The organism is Stenotrophomonas sp. YJH_SMC_14-1 (assembly GCF_059372275.1).
In genome coordinates this window covers 71,117-91,709 of sequence record NZ_JCAFVK010000010.1, presented here as the reverse complement: position 1 = coordinate 91,709, position 20,593 = coordinate 71,117, and the positions used below count along the sequence as shown (strand labels likewise).

The 20,593-nt window shown below is 66.5% G+C and carries 17 protein-coding genes; 8 read left to right on the top strand and 9 right to left on the bottom strand.

Annotated features, from left to right (window positions below):
* Positions 1 to 113: 113 nt before the first annotated feature.
* Positions 114 to 2,093, top strand: coding sequence for a choline BCCT transporter BetT (gene betT / locus AC5P9P_RS18130; RefSeq protein ID WP_180882532.1), 1,980 nt, complete (start codon positions 114 to 116; stop codon positions 2,091 to 2,093).
* 107 nt (positions 2,094 to 2,200) lie between these two features.
* Here the strand turns inward: betT and AC5P9P_RS18125 are convergent, their stop codons facing one another.
* Positions 2,201 to 4,828, bottom strand: a complete 2,628-nt coding sequence (locus AC5P9P_RS18125) for a TonB-dependent receptor (protein ID WP_495233001.1) — start codon at positions 4,826 to 4,828, stop codon at positions 2,201 to 2,203.
* 333 nt (positions 4,829 to 5,161) lie between these two features.
* Complete coding sequence (locus AC5P9P_RS18120; RefSeq protein WP_049403996.1) at positions 5,162 to 6,139, bottom strand: zinc-binding dehydrogenase; 978 nt, start codon at positions 6,137 to 6,139, stop codon at positions 5,162 to 5,164.
* 429 nt (positions 6,140 to 6,568) lie between these two features.
* On the opposite strand from AC5P9P_RS18120, the gene AC5P9P_RS18115 reads away from it, so the two are divergent.
* The 4 genes from AC5P9P_RS18115 (at position 6,569) to AC5P9P_RS18100 (ending at position 10,863) form a co-directional block, all read left to right on the top strand.
* Positions 6,569 to 8,932, top strand: coding sequence for a ribonucleoside-diphosphate reductase subunit alpha (locus tag AC5P9P_RS18115; protein ID WP_049403994.1), 2,364 nt, complete (start codon positions 6,569 to 6,571; stop codon positions 8,930 to 8,932).
* A 99-nt stretch (positions 8,933 to 9,031) separates the two neighbouring features.
* Positions 9,032 to 10,072 (top strand): ribonucleotide-diphosphate reductase subunit beta, encoded by a 1,041-nt coding sequence (locus AC5P9P_RS18110; RefSeq protein WP_049403992.1) that lies wholly within the window; start codon positions 9,032 to 9,034, stop codon positions 10,070 to 10,072.
* A gap of 25 nt (positions 10,073 to 10,097) precedes the next feature.
* On the top strand, positions 10,098 to 10,565 hold the full coding sequence (locus AC5P9P_RS18105) for a flavodoxin (protein WP_080356471.1): 468 nt from the start codon (positions 10,098 to 10,100) through the stop codon (positions 10,563 to 10,565).
* Entirely contained in the window at positions 10,537 to 10,863 is a 327-nt protein-coding gene (locus AC5P9P_RS18100) for a thioredoxin family protein (protein WP_049403991.1), read from the top strand. Before AC5P9P_RS18105 ends, AC5P9P_RS18100 begins: the two co-directional genes overlap by 29 nt.
* 113 nt (positions 10,864 to 10,976) lie before the next feature.
* Here the strand turns inward: AC5P9P_RS18100 and AC5P9P_RS18095 are convergent, their stop codons facing one another.
* Positions 10,977 to 12,308: an Nramp family divalent metal transporter gene (locus tag AC5P9P_RS18095; RefSeq protein WP_495233000.1), complete on the bottom strand. Its 1,332-nt coding sequence runs from the start codon at positions 12,306 to 12,308 to the stop codon at positions 10,977 to 10,979.
* A gap of 117 nt (positions 12,309 to 12,425) precedes the next feature.
* Between AC5P9P_RS18095 and mntR the strand changes: the two genes are divergently transcribed.
* On the top strand, positions 12,426 to 12,896 hold the full coding sequence (mntR, locus tag AC5P9P_RS18090) for a manganese-binding transcriptional regulator MntR (protein WP_005413716.1): 471 nt from the start codon (positions 12,426 to 12,428) through the stop codon (positions 12,894 to 12,896).
* Between the two features lie 39 nt (positions 12,897 to 12,935).
* On the opposite strand, the gene AC5P9P_RS18085 is transcribed toward mntR, so the two are convergent.
* The 3 genes from AC5P9P_RS18085 to fabR form a co-directional block, all read right to left on the bottom strand.
* A complete protein-coding gene (locus AC5P9P_RS18085; protein WP_111172395.1) occupies positions 12,936 to 13,484 on the bottom strand; it encodes a thioredoxin-like domain-containing protein in 549 nt (182 codons plus the stop codon).
* Entirely contained in the window at positions 13,474 to 15,624 is a 2,151-nt protein-coding gene (locus tag AC5P9P_RS18080) for a TonB-dependent receptor plug domain-containing protein (protein WP_495232999.1), read from the bottom strand. Before AC5P9P_RS18080 ends, AC5P9P_RS18085 begins: the two co-directional genes overlap by 11 nt.
* A gap of 246 nt (positions 15,625 to 15,870) precedes the next feature.
* Entirely contained in the window at positions 15,871 to 16,527 is a 657-nt protein-coding gene (gene fabR, locus AC5P9P_RS18075; RefSeq protein WP_005409961.1) for an HTH-type transcriptional repressor FabR, read from the bottom strand.
* A gap of 92 nt (positions 16,528 to 16,619) precedes the next feature.
* On the opposite strand from fabR, the gene AC5P9P_RS18070 reads away from it, so the two are divergent.
* Positions 16,620 to 17,690: a ferredoxin reductase gene (locus AC5P9P_RS18070; RefSeq protein ID WP_181453296.1), complete on the top strand. Its 1,071-nt coding sequence runs from the start codon at positions 16,620 to 16,622 to the stop codon at positions 17,688 to 17,690.
* Between the two features lie 11 nt (positions 17,691 to 17,701).
* On the top strand, positions 17,702 to 18,850 hold the full coding sequence (locus AC5P9P_RS18065; RefSeq protein WP_005413710.1) for a fatty acid desaturase family protein: 1,149 nt from the start codon (positions 17,702 to 17,704) through the stop codon (positions 18,848 to 18,850).
* A 5-nt stretch (positions 18,851 to 18,855) separates the two neighbouring features.
* Here the strand turns inward: AC5P9P_RS18065 and AC5P9P_RS18060 are convergent, their stop codons facing one another.
* From AC5P9P_RS18060 to AC5P9P_RS18050, 3 genes are read right to left on the bottom strand one after another with little or no spacing between them, the layout of a single operon-like run.
* Positions 18,856 to 19,191: a tetratricopeptide repeat protein gene (locus tag AC5P9P_RS18060; protein ID WP_111172392.1), complete on the bottom strand. Its 336-nt coding sequence runs from the start codon at positions 19,189 to 19,191 to the stop codon at positions 18,856 to 18,858.
* Entirely contained in the window at positions 19,191 to 19,766 is a 576-nt protein-coding gene (locus AC5P9P_RS18055; RefSeq protein WP_495232998.1) for a flavin reductase family protein, read from the bottom strand. Before AC5P9P_RS18055 ends, AC5P9P_RS18060 begins: the two co-directional genes overlap by 1 nt.
* The gene (locus AC5P9P_RS18050; RefSeq protein WP_012480516.1) at positions 19,763 to 20,392 is read right to left on the bottom strand and encodes a superoxide dismutase; all 630 of its coding nucleotides are present in this window, start codon (positions 20,390 to 20,392) and stop codon (positions 19,763 to 19,765) included. Before AC5P9P_RS18050 ends, AC5P9P_RS18055 begins: the two co-directional genes overlap by 4 nt.
* Positions 20,393 to 20,593 lie beyond the last annotated feature (201 nt).

Genomic DNA, 20,593 nt, shown 5'->3' with positions numbered 1-20,593 from the left:
CACGGAATGAGCGGACGGGCCTGCGACCACAGGCCGCAACTTCATGCTCTGTCCACTGCGGTTCAGCCAGAATCGGTCGGCTAACCCATTGATCTACCGGAGAACGCCGCCCCATGGAAGTACTGGAGCCGCAACAATCCCCGGTGCGCACCCTTCGGCCTGTGTTCGCCTTCGCGGCGATCGTTGTCGTGGCGTTCGCGCTGTTCGTCAGCCTGTTCCCGCTCGGCGCGGGCCGCCTTCTGCTCAAGGCACAGGACTGGGCCGCCCTCAACGTCGGCTGGTACTATCTGCTGGCCATGACCCTCTACCTGGTGTTCGTGGTCGGCGTGGCGCTGTCCAAGTACGGTGGCATCAAGCTCGGCGCCGACCATGACGAGCCGGAGTTCAGCTACCTTTCCTGGGCCGGCATGCTGTTCGCGGCGGGCATCAGCATCACGCTGTTCTTCTTCTGCGTTTCCGAACCGCTGACCCACTACCTGCAGCCGCCGCAGGGCGATCCGGCTGCGGGCGAGGCCGGTGCGCGCCAGGCCATGCAGCTGCTGTTCCTCCATTGGGGCCTGCATGGCTGGGGCGTGTTCGCGCTGGCGGCGATGGCGATGGCCTACTTCGCCTACCGCCACAACCTGCCGCTGGCGCTGCGTTCGGCGCTGTACCCGTTGATCGGCAAGCGCATCAATGGCCCGATCGGCTACACCGTGGATGCGCTGGGCATCGTCGCCACCGTGTTCGGCATCGGTGCGGACATGGGCTTCGGCGTGCTGCACCTCAACGCCGGCCTGTCGCACCTGTTCAACATCCCGCACTCCAATCTGGTGCAGATCATCCTGGTGGTCAGCATGATGGGCGCGGCGGTGGCCGTGGCCGTCTCCGGCGTGGAGAAGGGCGTGCGCTGGATGGCCAACATCAACATGCTGCTGGCGATCGCGCTGGTGCTGTTCATGCTGTGCGCCGGCCCCACCCAGTACCTGCTCAGCACGTTGATGCAGAACCTGGGCGACTACCTGGGCAGCGTGGTCGGCAAGAGTTTCGATGTGTACGCCTATGGCGGCCGGCCGGAATGGCTGGGTGGCTGGACGGTGTTCTACTGGGCCTGGTGGATCGGCTGGGCGCCGTTCGTCGGCCTGTTCATCGCGCGCATCTCGCGTGGCCGCACCATCCGCGAATTCGTGTTCGGCGTGCTGCTGATCCCGCTGGGCTTCACCCTGGCCTGGCTGTCGATCTTCGGCAACAGCGCGCTGGACCAGGTGCTGCACCACGGCCAGCAGCAGTTGGCGCAGCTGGCGGTGGATGATCCACCGACGGTGCTGTATGCACTGCTGGATGGCTACCCGTGGAGCCGCACGGTGATCGCGGTGACGGTGCTGGTCAGCTTCATTTTCTTTGTGACCTCGGCCGACTCGGGGGCGGTGGTGTTGTCCACGCTGTCCTCGCATGGCGGTGCACCGGAGGATGATGGTCCGCGTTGGCTGCGTGTGTTCTGGGGCACGGTGATCGCCGTACTGACCGCCGGGCTGCTGCTGGCTGGGAGCATCGATGCGCTCAAATCTGCGGTGGTGCTGGCGTCGCTGCCGTTCTCGGCGATCCTGTTGTTGATGATGTGGGGGCTGACCCGCGCCTTCAGTGACGAGTCGCACCGCAAGCGCGCGCTGCAGTACCGGCCGTCGCCGTTGATCGGAGACGATCGCCACCACCAGGGCTGGCGCCAGCGCCTGAGCCAGGCCATGCACTTCCCGGTACGCGACCAGGTCTACCGCTTCATGGATGACACGGTGAAGCCGGCGATGGAGGCGGTGGCCGAGCAGCTGCGTGGGCAGGGCTGGGATGTGGCGACGCGCTTCGAAGCGGGCGACATGGAGCTGACGGTCAACCATGGCGAGCAGCAGGACTTCCTGTACCGGGTGATCCTCAGCGGCTACCTGACCCCGTCGTTCGCCGCGCAGCAGCTGCGCAACCAGCGCTACTACCGCGCCGAGGTGCACCTGTTCGAAGGCAGCCAGGATTACGACCTGGTCGGCTACAGCCGCAAGCAGATCATCAACGACATCATCAGCCAGTACGAACGGCACCTGCAGTTCCTGCACCTGAGCCGGTGATGCGGTGGGTGCGGACCGTTGGTCCGCACACCCTGTAGAGCCGAGCCCACGCTCGGCTGCGTGATGCCGGAAGAGCAGCCGAGCATGGCTCGGCTCTACAGCGACCATCAGAACCGGTAGCGCGCCCCCAGCGAGACGAACTGCCCGCGCAGGTTGTACTGGCTGATGTCGAAACCGTTGGAGCCACCGGCCGGGTCGAACGGCGGGTCCTTGTCGGTCAGGTTCAGCACCGACAGCGACAGCGTGGTGTTGGGAATCCCTTCGTAGGCCACGTACAGGTCCAGCTGGTGATGAGGCTTGATGCGGTCGCGCAGGCCCGGGTTGCTGGTCGCTGTCGCCACACGCTGGTCATAGCCGCTCACGTACTGCAGGCTCAGCGTGCTGCTCCAGTCGCCCACTGCCCAGTTCAACGACGTGGTGCCGCGGGTGCGCGGCAGTGCGCCGTGGCGGTTGTTGCCGGCCCCTTCATACGGTGCCTGGCCGGCCACCAGCGGCTGCTTGAAGCTGAGCAGGTGGGTCCAGCTGCCGGCCACGGTGAAGTTGCCCCAGCCCTCGGTGCGGAAGGTGCGGTTGGCTTCCAGGTCCAGACCCGAGGTGGTCAGCTCGCCCTGGTTGGCGTACTGGTTGGTGATGAACTGGATGCGCCCCTGTGCATCACGCTGCACGCGTCCGGGGAACAGTGTCGGGTTGTCGACGATGAACTGTGCGCTGTCCGGCTTGACCAGGTTGTCCTGCTCGATGCGGTACCAGTCCAGGCCGATGCTGGTATCGCCATCGGGCGACCACACCGCGCCCACGTTGAAGTTGCGCGAGCGTTCGGCCTTCAGGTCCGGATTGCCGGTGCGGATGTTGGTGACGCCACGGCTGCCACCGGGCTGCAACGGATCCAGCGGATCGATCACCGAGCCGTAGCTGACGGTCTGGCCCGGCGCGATCTCCGGCAGCGACGGTGCACGGAAGCCACGCGAGAACGAACCACGCAGCAGCAGGCTGTCCAGCGGCTGCCAGCGCAGCGCCACCTTCGGCGAGAACGCGTTGCCGAAGTCGTCATAGTGATCGCCACGACCGGCCACCTGCAGCTCCAGCGTGCGGTGCAGCGGCACGCTCAGTTCGGCGTAGGCGGCGCTGACCTGGCGCTCGCCGTTGACCACGTTGATGGCCGGGCGCAGTTCGGTGCCCGACAGCACCTGCGCACTGGTGCGCGCGTCCAGTGATTCCTTGCGGAACTCGGCACCCCAGGCGAAGCCGACCGCACCGGCCGGCAGCTCCCACAGCGAGGTCGAGGCCTTCACGTTCAACGAATGCAGCTTGTACCAGCCCGGACGCTTGGTCTGCAGGCGCAGTGCATCCAGTGCCCCCGGCGTGGCGGACGGGTTGAGGAAGTTGTAACTGCCATCGCGCAGGATCTGCTCGAACGCGTAGCGGTTGACGAAGTTGTCGACGTATTCGCGCTGCGCGCTCTGCGAGGTCAGCGCCGCCACTTCCCAGTCCCATCGCTCGCCGCTGCCGCGCACGCCGGCCAGCGCACGGTAGAACACCTGGGTGTTGTCCTTCAGGCGCGGGCCGAGATCGAAGAAGGTGTACTCGAACGGCAGCGGCGCGCTGCCCGGGTTGTTCGGGTGGCCGACCGGCAGCACCGCCGGCACGTCGATCAGGGTGCCGGTGGCCGGGTTGTAGGCACGCAGGCCCGGGCCGACGGTCAGCGGCGCGCTGAAGATCTGGTCGGCCTTGTTGTGGCTGTACAGCACATCGGCGAACGCCTCGACGCTGTCGTTGAAGCGGTAGGTCGCGCTCAACGACGCCTGCAGGCGCTCGGCGCCGGGCTGCAGGGTCTTGAACGGCTGGGCGTTGAAGGCGCAGGCCTGGCCGGGCAGGGTGCTGCCGAAATCGCTGTACGGGCGCAGCTGGCTGCCATCCGGGCAGTTGGCGAACGGTTGCGGTGCGCGCGGGTTGGACAGCCAGTTGCCACCGGCGGTGGACCAACCGGCCAGGCGACCGCCGGGCTTGTCGCGGAAATCGCCGCTGCGGGTGTAGGCACGCTGGTCGGCGTCGAGGCGACCACGCTTGAGCAGGTCCAACCCGAACAGCACGTTCCAGCCCTGCTGTTCGAGATCACCGAAGCCGGCCAGCAGGTTGGCCTTGCGCTCGTTCAGGCCGCCCTGGGTGGCGGTACCGAAGCCGCCGCCGACTTCCACGCCCTGGAAGTTCTTTCGCAGGATGATGTTGATGACGCCGGCGATGGCATCGGAACCGTACACCGCCGAGGCGCCATCCTTCAGCACTTCGATGCGTTCGACCGCGCTGATCGGCAGCGCATTGAGGTCGACGAAGGTGTCCTGGGTGTTGAGCGCGAAACCGAAGTTGGAGACGCGGTAGCCGTTGACCAGCACCAGCGTGTTCTTCGGGGACAGGCCACGCAGGCCGATCGAGGCCGAGCCGGCGGCGAAACTGCCGGTGTACTGCTCGTCGAAGCTGTTGCCGGCATTGGCCGACAGGTTGCGCAGCACGTCGGTGAGGGTGGAGCGGCCGGTCTGCTCGATCTGTTCGCGGCTGACGATCTGCACCGGGTTCGGCCCGGCGGTATCGCTGCGCTTGATGTTAGAGCCGGTCACCAGCACGGCGCCCAAGGTGGTGCTGTCCTTGCCGGTATCGGCGGTTTCAGCGGCGCCGGCAGCGCCGGCGGTGAGGCCCAGCGCGATCGCGCCGGCAAGCAGGTTCAGGGTGGTACGGTACATGGAAGCGACAACGCCGAACGGGGGAGGAGCCGTCAGTACCGCACGCAGGCACGTGCGCCTTCCAATGACGAAAGCGCATTCAGTTATACATCACGGGTTCTTAACGAAAGTCGGTGCCTCCGTTGGAGCAGACCCACTCGGTGGGTGCGGGACCGATCTTTGGTGGGTGCGGACCGTTGGTCCGCACACCCTGCAGGGGCAGAGCCCTTTCCCTGTGGAAAGAAGCCTCATCCCCCCGCGCTACGCGCGAGAGTCGACTGACAGTCGACTCTACCGGGACTGCGCCACTACCGGGACTGCGCCACCACCGGGACAGCGCCATCCGCTGAGGCATCAAGGCCGCAGCAGCACCTTGCCGTTACGGCCCGAACCGGCGCCAGCCTTCGCTGCCTGGGCGATGTCGTCCAGTGCGAAGATCTGCTCCACCGGCAGGGTCAGTTCGCCGCTCGCCGCACGCTTCAGCAGTTCGCCGACCAGCCGGCGCTTGTCCTCCACCGCCATCGCCTGGCTGACCTTGCTGCCCCAGAAACCCTTCACCGTGGCTTCCTTGTAGATCAGTCCGCCCGCGGGAATGCGCATCGGTTCGCCGCTCATCACTCCGAACGACACCAGCGTGCCGTGGTGGCCGAGCAGGTCGACCAGGTCACCGCTGGCGTCGCCGCCGATGGAATCCACCGCGGCCGCAGCCTGTGCTTCGCCGGTCGCCTCACGCACGCGATCCTTCCAGCCGTCCAGCGAGGTGTCGAATACGTGATCGATGCCCAGCGCCTGCAGCTGCGCGACCGCATCGGCATTGCGCACCAGGTTGGCCACATGCACGCCACGCGCCCGCGCCAGCATCGCCAGCGACTTGCCCACCGCGCCGTTGGCGGTGTTCTGAACGATCCACTGGCCCGGCTCGACGTGCAGGAACTCCAGCAGCATCAACGCGCTCAGCGGCATGGCAATCAGCTGCGCGGCCATTTCGTCCGGGATCGCTTCCGGCATCGGAATCACCATGCGTGCCGGTGCAATGAACGCTTCGGCCCAAGTGCCGTGCACCGAGGCAGCGGCCACCCGCTGGCCGACCTGAAGGCCGTCGACGCCATCGCCGAGTGCATCGATCACGCCCAGTGCTTCACTGCCACCGATCGCCGGCAGGGTCGGCTTGTAGCCGTACAGGCCGCGCACGGTCAGCAGGTCGTGGTTGTGGATCGAGGCCAGCACGGTGCGGATGCGCACCTCGCCGGGGCCGGGCTCGGGCAGGGCGGCGTCGGCGATGGCAAGGACGTCGGCCGGATCGCCGAAGGAGGGGTACTGGGCAGCGCGCATGGGCGGTGTTCCGGGGAAAGTTGATGTTGTACCGAACTGGGGACGCAGGCGCTGTCGACAAGGCGCCGCAGGTGCAACACGGCATCCTGCGACTGATCGTCGCGACATGTGTTGATTACCGCATCTTGTGTTGACGAGTTCGGATATCCCCACTATGTTGTGGCGGTCACTCCCGGTCAGCCGCCGCCGCCGGACATGCAGCAAACGTCCCGCGGCCCGCCCTGAGGCTTGCCGTGTCGACGCGGCCGCCATAGTGCGGACGCAGGTCGCCCCCACGGCCCGGATACCGGCCGCAGGCGCAGGCAGATGCCGACGACCTACGTTCCCGTGCCCTGGCAATCCACCCGTTCGCCCCGTGCGCCGGTATCGCGTTCAGGGCCGCCATGGCATCGACCGCCAACGCGCGCGCGAGCCTGGAGTTTCACCACCATGACCGACAGTACCTTCCGCGTGGCCGATCTGGCCGGCGCTGGCGACGCCTTGCGCGCCGGTGGCGAGCGCGTGCCGACCTGGATCACCAAGGAGGCCGGCAACCGCCGCCTGCCGTTCGAGGCCGAACGCCTGCAGCGCAGCATCGACGCCGTGCATGCCGAGTTCCCGCAGCTGGACGTGAGCGACTACCGCCGCGTGGTGCAGGCGATGGTCGAGCGCAAGCCCAGCATCAGCGCCGATGACCTGGTCGATCTGCTGATCCGCGAGGCCGAGTCGCGGGTGGACCTGGTCGCACCCGAGTGGGAACAGTTTGCCGCGCGCATCTACCTGCGCCGCCTGTACAAGCGCGCCAGCCGCAACCGCTTCTACGACGTCGGCCTGAAGTACGGCTCGTATGTGGGCCTGCAGGAAAGCCTGGCCGACCGCGGGATCTACAGCAACGACATCCTGCGCTGCTATTCGAAGGAAGAGCTGCAGCAGGCCGGCGAGATGATCGATCCGGAGCGCGACCGACTGTTCGCCTACAACGGCCTGTACCTGCTGGCCACGCGCTATCTGGCCAGCGATCGCAGCCGCGAGGTCTACGAGCTGCCGCAGGAGCGTTGGCTGACCATCGCGCTGTACCTCATGCAGGAAGAAAAACCGCGTGAGCGGCGCATGCAGCTGGTCGGCGAGGCGTACTGGGCGCTGTCCAACCTGTACATGACGGTCGCCACACCAACGTTGGCCAATGCCGGCAAGGTGGGTGGGCAACTGTCCAGTTGCTTCATCGACACGGTGGATGACAGCCTGCAGGGCATCTATGACTCCAACACCGATATCGCCCGTGTGTCCAAGCATGGCGGCGGCGTTGGCGCCTACCTGGGCTATGTGCGCAGCAGTGGCGCACCGATCCGTGGCGTGGCCAATTCCTCTGGCGGCGTGGTGCCGTGGATCAAGCAGCTCAACAACACCGCGGTGTCGGTCGACCAGCTTGGCCAGCGCAAGGGCGCGGTGGCGGTGTACCTGGACATCTGGCACCGCGACATCGAAGCGTTCATGGACCTGCGCCTCAACAACGGCGACCAGCGCCTGCGCGCGCACGATGTGTTCACCTCGGTGTGCGTGCCCGACCTGTTCATGGAGGCGGTGGAGCGCCGCGCCGACTGGTACCTGTTCGACCCGCACGAGGTGAAGCAGGCCAAGGGCTGGTACCTGCAGGACTTCTACGACGAGAAGCGCGGCGCGGGCAGCTTCCGCGACCGCTACGCCGAACTGGTGGCCGACGAGCGCATCAGCCGCCGCACGGTGAAGGCCATCGATCTGTTCAAGCGGATCATGCTCAGCCAGCTGGAAACAGGCAACCCGTTCCTGTTCTACCGCGACGAGGTCAACCGCCGGAACCCGAACAAGCACGCGGGCATGATCTATTCCAGCAACCTGTGCACCGAGATCCTGCAGAACATGAGCCCGACGCGGATGATCCAGGAGATCGTCAGCGGCGACCAGATCGTCACCACACGCCGTGCCGGTGATTTCGTGGTCTGCAACCTGTCCTCGATCAACCTCGGCCGGGCGATCGGCGCACCGGATGACCTGCTGGCCACCGATGTACTGGAGCGCCTGATCCCGATCCAGGTGCGCATGCTCGACAACGTGATCGACCTCAATGCGTTGCCGGTGCCGCAGGCCACGATCACCAATCGCAAGTATCGCGCCATCGGCCTGGGCACGTTCGGTTGGCACCACCTGCTGGCGCAGCAGGCAATCCAATGGGAATCACCGGATGCCGAGGCGTTGGCCGACCGGCTCTACGAACGCATCAATTTCCTGACCATCCAGGCCAGCGCGCAGCTGGCGAAGGAGAAGGGCAGCTACCCGATGTTCGCGGGTAGTGACTGGCACAACGGGCGTTACTTCCGTGACCGCGACTACAGTGGCGCCGCGTGGGACAGCCTGGCCCACGAGGTGGCCACGCACGGCCTGCGCAACGGCTGGCTGCTGGCGGTGGCGCCGAACATGAGCACCGCGCAGATTGCAGGCTCCACGGCCTCGATCGACCCGATCTACAGCGCGTTCTACTACGAGGAAAAGAAGGACTTCCGGCGGCCGGTGGCGGCGCCGGGACTGTCGCTGGAAACCTGGCCGTACTACGAGAAGGGGGCCTACAAGGTCGACCAGTTCGCCAGCGTGCGCCAGAACGCGCGCCGCCAGCGCCATGTCGACCAGTCGATCAGCTTCAACCTGTACGTGCCCAGCACCATCCGCGCCAGCACGTTGCTGGAGCTGCACCTGAGCGCCTGGCGCGAAGGCCTGAAGACCACCTACTACGTGCGCTCCAACGACATCGACATCAGCGAATGCGAGTGGTGCTCCAGCTGATCAATGGTAGTGCCGTCCGCTGGCCGGCAACCCCGCGATCTTCGGTAGTGCCGGCCGCTGGCCGGCAACACGATAGAAAGAGAACGAAGGCAGAAAACCATGGCAACTGACCTCGACCGCATCAAGATCCTCGAACCTCGCCATCCCAACCGCAGCACCGGCATCATCAACGGCCAGACCAGCGGCATCCTCAACTGGAACGACATCCCGTACCCGTCGTTCTATCGGGCCTACAAGGAGCTGTCCACCAACTTCTGGATTCCCGACGAGGTCGACATGAAGCTGGACGCCCGCCAGTACGGCGAGCTGAACGCACGCGAGAAGAACGCCTACGACTCGATCATCGGCCTGCTCGCCACGCTGGATTCACCGCAGACGCGCTTCATCTACAACGTCGCGGAGTACATCACCGACCCGGCCGCGCACGCCAATGCGGCGATCATCGGGCAGCAGGAAGTGATCCACAACGAGAGCTACAGCTACGTGCTGGCCTCGATCACCGACCTGCCGAACCAGAACCGCATCTTCGAGATCGCCCGCACCCACCCGACCATCATCAGGCGCAATGCGCCGATCATGGGGGCGTATGACGATTTCATGCGCGAGAAGACCGCCGAGACCCTGCTCAAGTCGTTGATCCAGTCGTCCATCCTGGAGGGCATCAATTTCTATTCCGGGTTCGCGTACTTCTACAACATGGTGCGGCAGAACCGCATGAACGGCACCGGCAAGATCATCAGCTTCATCAACCGCGACGAGCTGGCGCATACCAAATTCATCAGCGAGCTGATCCGCGCCATCATCGGCGAGAACCCGGAGCTGCAGACCAATGAGCTGACCGCCTACGTACACCAATCGTTCGAGCATGCCATCGAGCTGGAGACGCAGTGGTCGTCGGAGGTGCTGGATGGTATCGACGGCATCGACGTGGACGAGATGGTGCGCTACGTGAAGTACCGCGCCAACAAGATGGCCGGCATGCTCGGCATCGAACGCCTGTACAGCGACACCACCGACAACGTGATGCCGTGGATCAAGGCCTACGCCGACAACTTCACCGAAACCAAGACCGACTTCTTCGAGATGCGCAATGCAAGTTACAAGAAGACCAACGTCGACAACGGCTTCGACGACCTGTGAGCCCGGCGCCGCGCTGAGCATCCTGGTGGTGGTCGCCTCGTTGAGCGGCAATACCCGCGAACTTGGCCGGCAGATTGCCGAGCGCTGCCGCGCTTCCGGCCATGCGGTTCACTGGCAGGAGGCTGACGACCTGCGCCAGGCGCCGCCGCTGGCGGCCGATGAGGCCGACCTGGTGCTGCTGGGCTGCTGGACCGACAACGCCGGCCGCACGCCGTCGGAGATGAAGGCATGGGTGGCCGGCATCGCCGAGCGCGGCGAGCGGCCGCGGCAGCTGGCGGTGTTCGGCACCGGCGAAACGCAGTGGGGGCAGGAGTACTACTGCGGCGCCGTGCACCGCCTGATCCGCTACTTCCGCAGCGACTATCCGCCGCTGGAAATCGAACAGATGCCGCATGGTCAACGCCATGCGGGGGCCATCGAGGCCTGGACCGACGCGGTCCTGGCCCACTATTGGAGCAACACCGATGCAGATCATCGACGCCACCACGCCTGAGCAGTTCCATCAGCTGCTGGCCGAGCACCCGCGGGTGCTGGTGGATTTCCACAAGGGCCAGTGCCCGGGGTGCCGGATGCTGGAGATGTCGTTGCACCGGGTGGCCAACAGCGTGGCGGGGCAGGGCACGACCCTGCTGCGCGTGCAGCTGGAAGTGCTGGGTGAGGCGTTCTTCAGGGAGCTGGGGCTGCGGCAGACGCCGACGCTGTCGCTGTTCCGTGACGGTGACGAACGTACGCGCCTGGCCGGATTCCAGTCGCCGCAACAGATCGAGGCCGCGATCGCGTTGCATCTGTAGCGTGGAGATGGCGGGGGCGGATCCCTTGCCAGAGGCAAGGGCTCTGGCCCCGCATCGTGTAAAGGCATCCACGCATGGCGTGGATCTACTGGGTCCAACCCCTGGATCTGGCATTACCCGCCGCTGAAGGTGTCGACCAGCAGCTTCGCGTTCAACCCCACGATCACCAGCGCGATCACCCAGGCGATCGCGCCCAGCCAGCGCGGTGCGACCAAGGCGCCCATCGTCACCTTGTCGGTTACGATCCGCACCAGCGGGATGATCGCGAACGGCAGCTGCATCGACAGCACCACCTGGCTCAGCACCAGCAGCTTTACCGCGCCTTGGTCGCCGAACAGCATGATCACCACCACCACCGGAATGATTGCCAGTGCGCGCGTGATCAGCCGCCGCAGCCACGGCGGCAGTCGCAGGTGCAGGAAACCTTCCATCACGATCTGGCCGGCCAGCGTGGCGGTCACTGTCGAATTCAGGCCCGACGCCAGCAGGGCCACTGCGAACAACGTCGCCGCCGCGCCCACGCCCAGCATTGGCGCCAGCAGCTGGTGGGCCTGCTCGATGTCTTCCACGTCGAAACGGCCATTGGCATGGAACACCGCCGCCGCCAGGATCAGGATGCTGGCGTTGATGAACAGTGCCAGGGTCAGCGCGAGGGTGCTGTCGGTCACCGCCCAGCGCAGCGCGCTGCGACGGCCCTCATCGGTGCGCGGGTAGGCGCGGGTCTGCACGATGGACGAATGCAGGTACAGGTTGTGTGGCATCACCGTGGCACCAATGATGCCGATCGCGATATACAGCGCGTGCGGATCGGTCACTACCTGCGCGCGCGGAATGAATCCGCCCAGCACGTCCATCACCGGCGGTGCGGCCAGCGCGATCTGCACCATGAAGCAGCCGAAGATCACCATCAGCAGCGCGATCACGAAGGCTTCCAGCGCCCGGAAGCCGCGGTTCATCAGCAGCAGTACCAGCAGCGTGTCGAGGGCGGTGATCACCGCGCCCCACAGCAGCGGCAGATCGAACAGCAGTTTCAGTGCGATCGCGGTGCCGATCACCTCGGCCAGGTCGCAGGCGATGATCGCCGCCTCGCACAGCGCCCACAGCGCCAGGTTCACCGGTTTCGGGTAGCGCGCGCGGCAGGCCTGCGCCAGGTCCACGCCGGTGGCGATGCCCAGCCGCGCCGAAAGCGCCTGCAGGATCACCGCCATCAGGTTGGAGATGAGGATGACCGACAGCAGCAGGTAGCCGAAGCGCGAACCGCCGGCGAGGTCGGTGGCCCAGTTACCCGGGTCCATGTAGCCGACAGAGATCATGTAGCCCGGGCCGAGGAAGGCCAGCAGGCGGAACCACCAATGGCCCTTGTCGGGCACCGCCACCGAGGCGTTGAGCGCACCCAGGCTGGCCGGAGTGGAGGCCGAAGGGTCGCGGGGTGCCAGGGTGTTCATGGGTCCGAATATAGCTCCTGCTATAGTCATTAGCAATGTGAAACAATCGTCTTTATCACGTTACTGGTCCAGAATTCAGGTTCAACACCGGATCACCCCGGAAGGACAGGCGCAGGCGTGGGCAAGACCGACGATTCGACATCGCTGAAAAGCACCCCCTTGATCGAGGCCGAGCGCCAGGTCGAGAGCTTCCGGCAAGTGCGCGAGGCGCACCGGATGGAGCTGGTGGAGGACTATGTCGAGCTGATCTCGGACCTGCTGGCCGACGGCGGCGAGGCCCGCCAGGTCGACATCGCCACCCGCCTGGGCGTGGCCCAGCCCACCGTGGCGAAGATGCTGCGGCGCCTGGCCCGCGATGGCTGGGTGGTGCAGCGGCCGTACCGCGGCGTGTTCCTGACCCCGGAAGGCGAGGCGCTGGCCCATGCCAGCCGCCAGCGTCATCAGACCGTGGAGCGTTTCCTGCTGGCGCTGGGCGTGGACGCGGATACCGCGCGGCGCGATGCCGAGGGCATCGAGCACCATGTGAGCGAGCAGACGCTGGCGTTGTTTGAAGCGTTCGTGCGCAAGGCCGAGGGCGGGGCGCCGTAACGGTAGCGCCGGCCATGCCCGGCGGCATTTCGCGCGACCCTACAATCCAGGCGGGCAGCGTGCCTGTTCCTGCGCGCACGCCCGTTTCGTCCATTCCTTCAACACCGGCTGCAGGCCTTCATAGCGCCGGCCTTGCCAGCCATTGGCCAGCACCTGGCCGTCGGCATTGATCAGTACCAGATTCGGCGGTGCCAGCCCGGCCAATGCCTGCAGTGCCGGCATTCGCGCGGCGCGGCGCGGGTCCAGTACCGGCCACGGCATGTCCTGCGTGTACATGTAGCGGCGCAATGCAGCCTCGCTCTCATCCAGGCTGACGTACACCACTTCGGTATCGGCGCCGGCCTCGCGCAACGCGTCGCGTACGCTGCGCAAGGTGGGTACAAAGGCATGGCACGGTGCGCACCAGTCGGCGCCGAAGTACAGCGCCACCAGCCGCGGCGGCGGTGTCCACTGCATCGGCCGCAGCGAGCGCTGTTCCGGCCGCATCAGCGAGGCCGAAACCTGCGCATGCAGGTCCGTGGCCATTGCGTGTGCGCCCAGCAGCAGGGCGCTGACCAGCGACAACGTTCGCAGCAGCTCAGAACGCATAGCGCAGGTTGACGTACCACGAGCGCGCGAAACGCGGCCCGTAGACATAGTCGCTGTCGCGCAGCGCGCCCACTTCCAGATCCTTCTGGCGCTGATCGAACACGTTCTTGACGCCTGCGGCTACCGACACTTCCTGCTGCGCCTGCGCCCCCAGATGCCGGTGCCAGCGCGCCCCGAGGTCGGTGACCAGGAATGACCGCGTGCGGTGCAGCTCGCCCAGCCGGTTGTTCAGCACCGACATCGGCCCGGTATGGCGCAGCGCGACGAAGGTTTCCCACGGTTCGGCCGGCATCCAGCTGAGCTGCGCCAGGCCGGTCCAGCGCGGTGTCTTCAGGTAATCGCGGCTTTCGATCACGGTGTCGCCACCGTCGCCGCTGTCGTCGAAGATGCGTTGCGGCTCGCGGAAGCGCGAGCGGTACCACGAGGCACCGGCGGTCAGGCGCCACTGCGGCGAGGGTTGCCAGCCGAGGTTGGTTTCCGCGCCCATCACGTTCGAGCCGGAGGCGTTGTAGCGCAGCTGGCTCAGCTGGCCGTCATCGCCGCGCTGGATCTCGCCCAGCGCGAAGGTGTCGCGGATGCGTGCATAGGAGGCGGTGGCATCCCAGCTCCACACCGGATCGGCCGGGTCCGAACGCCAGTCGAAGCCGAACAGGGTGGTCAACGCGCGCTCTTCTTTCAGACCGTCCGCGTTGCGCACGCGCACCTGTTCGCCGCCCAGCGTATCGACATGCACATCCTCGACGAAGATCTCCGGCGCACGGAAGCCGGTGGCGATGCCGGCGCGCCACTTCAGGTTCGGCGTGGCCTGCCAGGCCAGCGCGATGCGTGGTGAGAACACCGCGTTGTCCAGTTCCGAGCTCTTGTCCACGCGTGCGCCCAGCACCAGGTCGACGTTGTCGCGCAGGCTCCACTCGTCCTGGATGAAGGCGCCCAGGTTGTGGAAGGTCGCATCCTCCAGCGTCGCGAGACGCTGCCCGTCACCGGTACGGTTGTCGTCGCGCAGCGCCTCGTGCTTGTACTGCACACCGAAGGCCAGCGCATGCGCGCCCCGCCGCCAGTTAAACTGGCTGTCGATGTAGTGCAGCGGGTTGTGGGTGCGGCCGTACTGGCGCCACGAACGCGAGGCCGCACTGCCGGCCACGTCGGGGTCCAGCTGCAACGGGTCATAGCCGGGCGCCGAGGGATCGGTGACCACGTCGCCCAGGCCGCCATAGAAACTGTCGCGGTCGATGTCGGCGAAGGCATAGGCCAGGCGGAAATCGACGTCGGCAGTGATCTCCTGGTCCCACGACACGCTGCCGCGCCGGTATTTCGTATCCAGCGATTCGGCGATGTTGGCCAGGTATTCGGGCTGGTCCAGGCGGTTGCCGCCGCGGCGGGTTTCATCGGTCATCTGTAGGTCCAGGCGCAGCCGCGTGCCCGGCGTGGGCGCGTACCAGGCCTGCAGTCCGCCGACCTTGAGGTTCTTGCGGGTGATTTCGGTGTAGCCGTCGCCGTTGTAGTCGATGCCACTGTTCCAGTTGCGCTGGGCAATCACCGACAGACCGGCGTCTGCGTCCTTGGCAACCAGGTCCAGCCGCACGTCGGCGTTCTTCTGCGGCGTACCCTTCAGCACATCCACGCCGGCCTGTACATGGCCACCGCTGCGCGCCGGCAGCGGCGGAACCAGGTTGATCACACCGGCAACCGCGCCCGGGCCGTACAGCGCCGAGCCGCCGCCCTTGACCACTTCGATGCGGTCGACGAACCCGGCCGGGATCTGTTCCAGACCGTACACGCTGCCCAGCGTGGACAGCAGCGGAATGCCATCGAACAGGAGCTGGTTGTAGGCGCCGGGCAGGCCCAGCAGCTGTACTTCGCTGGTGTTGCAGTTCTGGCAGTTGCTTTCCACGCGCAGGCCGTTGATCAGCTCGGCGGCGCGCGAGAAGTCGGTGGCCGCGCGCAGCGCGATGTCTTCCTTGCGCAGCACTTCGGTGCGGATCGGCACGTCCGACAGCAGGCGTTCGCTGCGCGTGGCAGTGCTGACCTTGACCTGCACACGGTCCAGTTCGGTCGGTTTCGGAGTGTCGGCCAGTGCAGGCAGCGGCAGAGTCAGGGCAATGGCGGCGGCCAGCGGCAACCGACGGAAGCGGTGGGGCATGGAGCACATGAGGGCGTCGTCCCTGGGGGAAGAAAGGCGGCGAGGGCGACCTGGCTGACGCATATGAAAGCAGCGGCTCATGAAGATAGCAAGTGCTATATAAGGAAGCCGCAGCAATTACGACTGGGCGCTGGTCGAGTCAGATTATGGCTGTGTTATAACATTACATAAAACGACCGCAACCCTGCCGGTGGTCATGTCCGCAGGATGGAGTTGCCGTACAGGCGGGGAGGCGGGGTCGGATCGTCAGCCGCGGCGGAACGCGGCGGGGGTGCGGGCGCCGACGATGATCATGCGGATCATCGTGGAAATCTGTTCGACCAGTTCCGGATCCTTCTCCGGCGGCAGGTCCATGGCGGTCGCGCCCATCGCGAACACCAGCCGGGTGATGGCCTTGGCCACCAGTTCCGGGGCATGCAGTACGGCGCCATCCAGTGCGGCCAGTCGCACCAGGTCGTGCTGCAACTCTTCTTCGAAGTAGTGCAGCTCGCGTTCGACCGCGTGCTTGAAGTCGTCCGAGCCGACCGCGCCTTCGCGCAGCAGCACGTGCAGCAGCTTGTCGTCGGCGCGCAGCTGCTCCATGAAGGTCTCCACCGAGACCCGCACCACGCTGGTGGCGGTGGAGGTGGCGCGCTGGCGGGCCTCGCCGATGATGGTGCGCAGCGAGCGGCCGGCGGCGTCGATCAGCGCCACGGCCAGTTCATCCATGTCGCGGAACTGACGGTAGAAGCTGTTCGGCGCGATGCCGGCCTCACGTGCCACTTCGCGCAGGCTGAGCGTGGACAGGCTGCGGTGCGGCCCGATCAGTTTCAGGGCGGCGGCCAGCAGATCCTCGCGGCTCACCGTACGGCGGGCCGGGCTGTTGGCATCTTCGGGCGTCGACAAGGCGGTGGCAGCGGCCATGGGGGTTCCGGTGGGGCGAGGCTGAATCATACCCAATCCGGTTCAATATACACGTGTATACACAGGTGTATGTGCGCCCGTATAGTTCGCTCATGAGCGCTGTCGTCCGTCCGTCCCTGTTCTCTCCGTACCGCTGGGTCTCGCCGTCGCTGTTCGATTTCTGGGCGGGCCAGCTCAATCCCCTGTGGACCTTGCGCGAGCCGGTGGCCCGCCTGGTCCGGCGTGAGCCGGCAGGCGAGGGCGCGGCGACCCTGGTCCTGCGCACCAACCGGCACTGGGCCGGCATGCGCGCTGGCCAGCACGTCACCCTCGGCGTCGAGATTGAAGGACGCCTGTGGCAGCGCAGCTACAGCCCCACCGCACTGGGTCGGCGCGAGCTGGCGATCACCGTCAAGGCGGTCGATGGCGGCCGGGTCAGCCAGCACCTGGTCAACCACGCGCAGCCGGGCGAACTGTTCCGCCTCGATGCCGCCTTCGGCGAGTTCCATATGCCGGCCGCGGCGCCGGTGCTGCTGCTGGCGGCCGGCAGCGGCGTCACGCCGATGCGCAGCCTGTTGCGCGACGCCTGCCAGCGCCCGCTGGCAGCGCCGGTGGATCTGTTCTACTGGGAGCGCACCGCCGCCCATCTGCAGTTCCGTGATGAACTGCAGGCGCTGGCCGCGGCCCATCCGAACCTGCGCGTGCACCTGCTGACCACCCGCGAGGGTGAGGCGCCGGCCGCGCGAATCGATACCCATGATCTGCAGGTGGCCGGCGATGACACGCCGCTGGCGCAGCGCCATGTGCTGGCCTGCGGCCCGGACGGCTTCGTTGCTGCCGCGCGTGAGCGCCTGGCGCACCAGGTGGCTGGCTTCCAGGCCGAAGCCTTCACCCCGCCGGCGCCGCTGCGCGATGCCAGCAGCGAAGGCGAAGTGTCGCTGACGCTTGCGCGCAGTGGGCGCCAGCTGAGCGTGCCGCGTGGCCGCTCGCTGCTGGAAAGCCTCGAAGCCCATGGCATCAAGCCCAAGCATGGTTGCCGCATGGGCATCTGCAATACCTGCACCTGTGATCGCGTCAGTGGCGCCACCCGCCATCTGCGCACCGGCGACCTGCAGTCCGAATCGGCACAGCCGGTGCGGATCTGCGTGAGCGCACCGACCACCGACCTGACTTTGGATCTCTGAGGACGCCTGCCATGACCCGCGCTACCGACCGTGCCCTGAGTACTGCCGAGATGCATGCCTTCGGTGAGGAACTCGACGCGATCCGCGACCGTGTGATCGGCAGCCTCGGCGCTTCCGATACCCGCTACATCCGCCGGGTGGCTGCCGCCGTGCGCTGGTTCGGCGTGGGCGGCCGTGGCCTGCTGTTCCTGGCGGCATTCTCGCCGCTGTTCTGGATGCCGCTGCTGTGGCCGGCTGCGATCACCGGCACGCTGCTGCTGGCGCTGTCGAAGATCCTGGAGAACATGGAGCTGGGCCACAACGTCATGCATGGCCAGTTCGACTGGACCGGCGACCCCAAGCTCAACGGCAACACCTACGAGTGGGACATCGTTGCCACCGCCGACAACTGGCGCAAGACCCACAATTTCCGCCACCACACCTACACCAACGTGCGTGGCATGGACGATGACATCGGCTATGGCCTGCTGCGCATCTTCCCGGAACAGCGCTGGAAGCCGTTCTACCTGCTGCAGCCGATCATCGCACCGATCTTCGCGCTGCTGTTCCAGTGGGGCGTGGCCGCGCAGGACCTGCGCCTGGGCCGTTGGTTGAAGGGCCGCATCAGCGGCCGTGCGATGTGGATGCAGACCCGCCCGGTGGCGCGGAAAATGGCCCGCCAGGTGCTGAAGGACTACGTGTTCTTCCCGCTGCTGGCCGGCCCGTTCTTCCTCACCGTGATGCTGGGCAACATGGTGGCCAACGGCCTGCGCAACATCTGGACCTACGTGATCATCTTCTGCGGCCACTTCACCGCCGAATCGGAAACCTTCCCGAAGGAATGCCTGCGCAATGAATCGCGCGGTCACTGGTACCTGCGCCAGCTGCGGGGTTCGTCCAACATCAGCGGCGGCTTCCTGATCAACGTGCTGTCGGGCAACCTCAGCCACCAGATCGAGCACCACTTCTACCCGGACCTGCCGGCCAACCGCTATGCGGCCATTGCCAAGGAAGTGAAGGACATCTGCCGCCGTTACGGCCAGCACTACAACAACGGCTCGCTGCCGCGCCAGTTCGGCCAGGTGGTCTGGCGCATCCTGCGTCACGCGTTCCCGAGCAAGCCGCGCCGCCTGCCGATGTCGGACATCATGTCCGCACCGGCATCGGCCAACGCGGGCTGATCGACTCAGCCCGCTTTCGCCAGGTCCGCCTGCTCGCGGTCCAGGCGTTGCAGGAACACCTGCATTTCCTTGCGTGCCTGCTGGTCGCCCTTGCTGCCGGCCACGCTCAGGCCGCGTCGCCATGCTTCGCGCGCCGCCTGCGGCTGGCCACTGGCCAGCCAGGCCTTGCCCAGCAGCTTCCACGCCGCCGAGTACTGCGGATCAAGCACCACGCAACGGCCCAGATGGGTGGCCGCGCGCACCGGGTTGCCGGCGTCCAGCCAGCCCTTGCCCAGGCCGAAGCGCAGCAGCGCGCCGTCCTTGCCGGCGGCGAGCATGCATTCCAGAGCCTCGATGTTCATCAGCGCACCTCCACCAGCAGCTCGGCCGGGCCGGGCTGGAAGCGGCCGCGATGAAACAGCAGCGGCGCGCCGCCGTTCTCGTGCACTTCGATGATGCGGCCGGCCAGCAGCAGGTGATCGCCCACCGGCCACTGTGCGTGGCGGGTACAGGTGAGATGGGCGACCGCACTGGCGATGCGCGGTGGGGCGTCCTCGTCGTCATCCAGCAATGCCAGGCCATCGAAGCGGTTGCGGACCTGCGGATCGGCAAAGCGCCGGGCCAGCGCTTCCTGGTCGGCCGCCAGCACGCTGATCGCAAAGCGGGTGGCGCGCTGGAAGGTGGACAGGCTCTGCGCGTGCAATGCCAGGTTCCACAGCACCAGGGGCGGCTGCAATGACAGCGGCACGAACGAATTGATGGTCAGGCCGATGGGCTTGCCCTGCGCATCGCGTGCGCAGACGATGGCCACGCCGGTAGGAAAGTGGCCGAGCAGCCGCCGCAGTGCGCGCGGCGGCATCTCGACCGACGGCACCGGCGCCGGGGCGGGGAATACTCCCGCCCACGGCCCGGCGTACGGCAGTGTCTCGCCGCTCATGAGGCCCTGGCCTGGCGGTAGCGCCGGCCGACCTCGGCCCAGTTGATGATGTTGAAGAACGCACCGATGTAGTCCGGGCGACGGTTCTGGTAGTGCAGGTAGTAGGCGTGTTCCCAGACATCCAGTGCGAGGATCGGGGTGTTGCCCGACAGGCCCACGGCTGCACCCATCAACGGGCTGTCCTGGTTGGCGCTGCTTTCCACCTGCAGGCGGCCATCGCGATCGCTGGTCAGCCAGGCCCAGCCGCTGCCGAAGCGGGTCTGAGCCGCCTTGGTGAAGGCGTCCTTGAAGGCATCGAAGCCGCCAAGATCGCGGTCGATGGCGGCGGCCAGCTCACCATCGGGTGCACCACCGTGGGGGCTGAGCACGGTCCAGAACAGGCTGTGGTTGGCGTGGCCACCGCCGTTGTTGCGGACCGCGCCACGCTGGGCCTCGGGCACGGCATCGAGGTTGGCGATCAGCGCCTCGACCGGCTGCTCGGCGATGCCAGCCTGCTCGATGGCGGCGTTGAGATTGTTGACGTAGGTCTGGTGGTGCTTGCTGTGGTGGATTTCCATCGTGCGCGCATCGAAATGCGGCTCAAGGGCGTCGTAGGCGTAGGGGAGCGGGGGAAGCGAGTACGACATCGAAGCAATCTCCGTGGGGAAGGCCAGAGGGCTGGCCGTGGGGAGACTGTTATCGCACCTCAACATTGGTTGAGGTCAAGGGGCGGGGGGAGGAAATGCGTGAAAGGGAGCAGGAGCGGCATGGTAGTGCCGGGCGCTGGCCGGCAATCAGCGAAGGTCGGGTTGCCGGCCAGCGGCCGGCACTACCAGAACCCGCTTTTC